The organism is Phaeovulum sp. (genome assembly GCF_041596715.1).
Taxonomy (GTDB): domain Bacteria; phylum Pseudomonadota; class Alphaproteobacteria; order Rhodobacterales; family Rhodobacteraceae; genus UBA6213.
Genome location: NZ_JBFHIA010000290.1, coordinates 1 through 3,366 on the forward strand (window position 1 = coordinate 1; position 3,366 = coordinate 3,366).

Here is a 3,366-nt window from a genome sequence, read left to right on the forward strand (position 1 = left end):
CCCCAAGAGAACACTTTTGGCCCCCACCGCAACAGGCGCAGTGCTCAGCCCAACCCGCATAACTCTCGAAAACAACGGAAAAATCCGGCCGCAACCGGATCGGGAGAAACTTTTGTCAGGGGCAAGTGGCGGAGAGACAGGGATTCGAACCCTGGAGACTGTTCCCCGCCTACACACTTTCCAGGCGTGCGCCTTCGACCACTCGGCCACCTCTCCGTGGCGCGGTTTCTACGCGCGGAAGTGGGCGCATGACAAGGGGGAAAGGAAGGTCGGGGCGCGGTTAATCGACGCCGCAGACCAGACCGCGGGCATCGCGCACCGCCGCAAGCGCCGCTTCGGTCGGTTTTGCGGCGGCTGTGATGCCTCCCTCCCAGATGTTGAAGGCCTCGAGCGCGCGGATGGAGCCGCCGCCCCAGCGCCCGTCCAATGCACCCAGATAGCAGCCGACGCGCTGCAATTCCCGCTGTAGCGCCAGCGCCAGATTGCTGTCGTCGGGCTGTGCCGAAGTGGCTTGGCCGAGCGCGCTGGCTGCAAGATAGGTTTCGAGTGCTGCGTGCGAACCTGCGCCGAAAGCGCCGTCGATCTGCCCTGTATAGACACCCTCGGCCTGCAGAAACTGCTGCAACCAGCGCGGTCCCGCCGAGGACACCGAGTTGAAGCTGTCAAGCGCCATCCCCGGTTCCGAGCGATAGAGGGCGAGGAAGCTTTGCACATAGGCATCGCTTTCGCCCAATTGGTCAGCAACCATCAGCGCGCGATAGTAGCCTTCGTCATAACCCATCGCGCCTGCGCGCTGATAAAGTTCGAGCGCGGCTTGGTTGTCCTGCGCGGTGCCGATACCGTTTTCATAAAGGCTGGCGAGTTCCACCCAAGCGGGTGCGAAACCGCCCTGCCCTGCCTGCGTGTAAAGCGGCATGGCGCGGCGCGCCTCGGCATCCCATCGCGTCACGTCAAGCGCATAGGCCGCCGACATGATCGCCTCTGCCTGATCGAAAATCGCTTCGGCATTTGCGGCGGGTGCGGCTGGTGTGGCCACGGGGGCGGCAGGCGCGGCGGCGGGGGCCGTTGGCAAAGCCTGCAACCGCGCCTCGACGATCACCCGAAAGGTGCCGTTTGGAAACTGCGCCAGATAGGCGCGGTAAAGGTTGGGATCGTTTGTTTCCTTGATCGCCTCCCAGAACGCCAGATCAAGCGCCGCATCGGCAGCACCTTGCGCGGCTGCGGGCGCGGGTGCGTCGTCGTCTGTCAGCGGCACCGCCAGATCGTCAGGCTCGGGGCGACATTCCAGCCCTGTGCCGCATTCGGGCATATCGCCGGGCGGCAAGACATCGACCATCGGCTCTGCTGACCCGCTCGAAACCGCGATGTCGCCAATGGCCGGGCAATTGGCGCCCTCTGCACAAGTCTGCAAGCTAGCGCCCCCCGGCATCGTGGCCTCGCATTCGGCGGCAAGCTTTGCCAGCGCTTCCTTGCTTGGCGGAAAGTTCCGGCTCGTCAGGCGCGTGTAATAGGTCATGCAGGCGTTGGTCAGAAGCTGCGGGCCGATATGGTCGCACACTTGCTTGTGCCCCGAGGCCATGAACGAACCGAGTGCGTTCTCGATCTGATACATTTCGCAGGCGTTCATCCGGTCTTCGGCAACGGCGGGTGCCGCCGCAACGCCCAAGATCAGGGCCGTCATCAGGAGTTTCATCTCAGCGCCCCTTTCGTTGATGCCGCCATCCCCCATCTGCGGTGACGATTGCCTATGGCACCGGACGCATCCGCCCCGCTGCGCAGACCCGTTGCGCGCAAAGGCTTCATGGGGGCCGAGTTTGCGACGTTTTCACGCCTTGCAAATATCGGCCGCGGCGCCGATTTGGCAGCGCCCAGCCCATTGATTGGTAATTGATTTTAGACCAGATCGCGCCGCAGGGGAATGCGGCACAGGGTCACCGCCCGCGCCTTAGCCAAGCGTGATGCTGACGCGGCGGTTCTGGCGGCCCTTGTTCTCGATCTTGCCAATCGTCACGGGGCCAATCTCGGCGGTGCGGGCAACGTGGGTGCCACCGCAAGGTTGCAGATCGACCTGCGTCGCGCCCGCGCCGATGCGGATCAGCCGCACCCTGCCCTGCCCCTTCGGCGGCGCAACCGACATCGTCTTTACAAGACCGGGGTTCGCCTCAAGTTCCGCCTCTGTGATCCAGTCTTCGCTGACGACCAGATCGCGGGCAATCATCTCGTTCAGCGCGGCTTCGATTGCGGCCACATCCTCTGGCGGTTCGGGCATGTTGAAATCGAGCCGCCCCTTGCCCGCGCCAATCTGCCCGCCCGTTACTGGCAGCGGTATCATCACGGAAAGCAGATGTAGCGCGGTATGGGTGCGCATGTGCAGATAGCGTCGCGCCCAGTCGAGCCGCTGTGTCACCGCAGCCCCCACTGGCGGCAACACGGTGTCTGCCGCCGTCAGCAGCACCACGCCCCCCACACCAGCCTTACGCGCCTCGACAACGCTCGCCTCGCCCTCTTGCCAATGCAGCGTGCCGCTGTCGCCCGGCTGACCACCGCCGGTCGGATAGAAGAGCGAGGCATCGCAGACCACGCCGCCCTCGGGCGTATGCGCCAAGACCCGCGCAGTCGCCTCGCGCAGATAGGGGTGCGTGCGATACAGTGGCTGCGGTGCCTTAGTCATCATCCTCATCCTCACCGGGGTCGTTACTGACAAGCCGCGGATCGGGGGCGGTGGTCGCAGGCGGCGCGGTTTCGATTGCCTCGGCCGCTTCCGGCGTGGGGGCGGCAGGCTTGCGTGACGAGGCGCGCAGCGTTTCGGGGTTGCGCAACCACAGATCGCGCTGCGGGAACGGGATCTCGATCCCCTCGCGCGCGAAAGCCGCCGCGATTTGGTGATACATTTCCGAGGCCGTGACCATCTTGAAATTGACGTCCGAGAGGATCGCACGGATCTCGAAATCCATACCGTCGGCACCAAAACCCATGAAGAACGCCCGCGGTTCAGGCGTCAGCATCACCATGGGATGCGCATGCGCGATATCAAGCAAGATCGCCTCGACCTTGCGGGTATCGGTGCCATAGGCGACCGATACCTTGACGATTACGCGCCCCGTCAGATTGCCCCGCGTCCAGTTTGTCACCTGCGAGGTGATGAAATCGGCGTTGGGAATGATCACGTCGGTGCGGTCGAAGGTTTCGATCCGCGTCGAGCGAACCGAGATTGCGCGCACTATGCCCTGATTGCCGCCGACCTCGATCCAGTCACCCTCGGAAATCGGTCGTTCTATCAACAGGATGATACCCGAGACGAAGTTGGAAACGATGTTCTGCAAACCAAAGCCGATACCAACCGAAAGCGCACCTGCAACAATCGCC

At 63.7% G+C, this 3,366-nt stretch carries 3 protein-coding genes and 1 tRNA gene; all 4 read right to left on the bottom strand.

The genetic code is table 11. From position 1 onward, the window contains the following. Positions 1–126: 126 nt before the first annotated feature. Positions 127–216, bottom strand: a tRNA-Ser gene (locus ABY403_RS14770). 64 nt (positions 217–280) lie between these two features. Then, positions 281–1,693: a hypothetical protein gene (locus tag ABY403_RS14775; RefSeq protein WP_372841583.1), complete on the bottom strand. Its 1,413-nt coding sequence runs from the start codon at positions 1,691–1,693 to the stop codon at positions 281–283. 252 nt (positions 1,694–1,945) lie between these two features. Continuing rightward, positions 1,946–2,671 carry an alanyl-tRNA editing protein gene (locus ABY403_RS14780; protein ID WP_372841584.1) on the bottom strand — a complete coding sequence of 242 codons (726 nt, stop codon included), beginning with the start codon at positions 2,669–2,671 and terminating at the stop codon, positions 1,946–1,948. After that, positions 2,664–3,366: mechanosensitive ion channel family protein (locus tag ABY403_RS14785; RefSeq protein ID WP_372841585.1), on the bottom strand; the 703-nt coding region annotated here is incomplete at its 5' end. The genes ABY403_RS14785 and ABY403_RS14780, both read right to left, overlap by 8 nt.

Coding starts and splice junctions, on each gene's coding strand:
- ABY403_RS14775 (WP_372841583.1), bottom strand. CDS start 1,693: ATGAAACTCCTGATGACGGCCCTGATCTTGGGCGTTGCGGCGGCACCC.
- ABY403_RS14780 (WP_372841584.1), bottom strand. CDS start 2,671: ATGACTAAGGCACCGCAGCCACTGTATCGCACGCACCCCTATCTGCGC.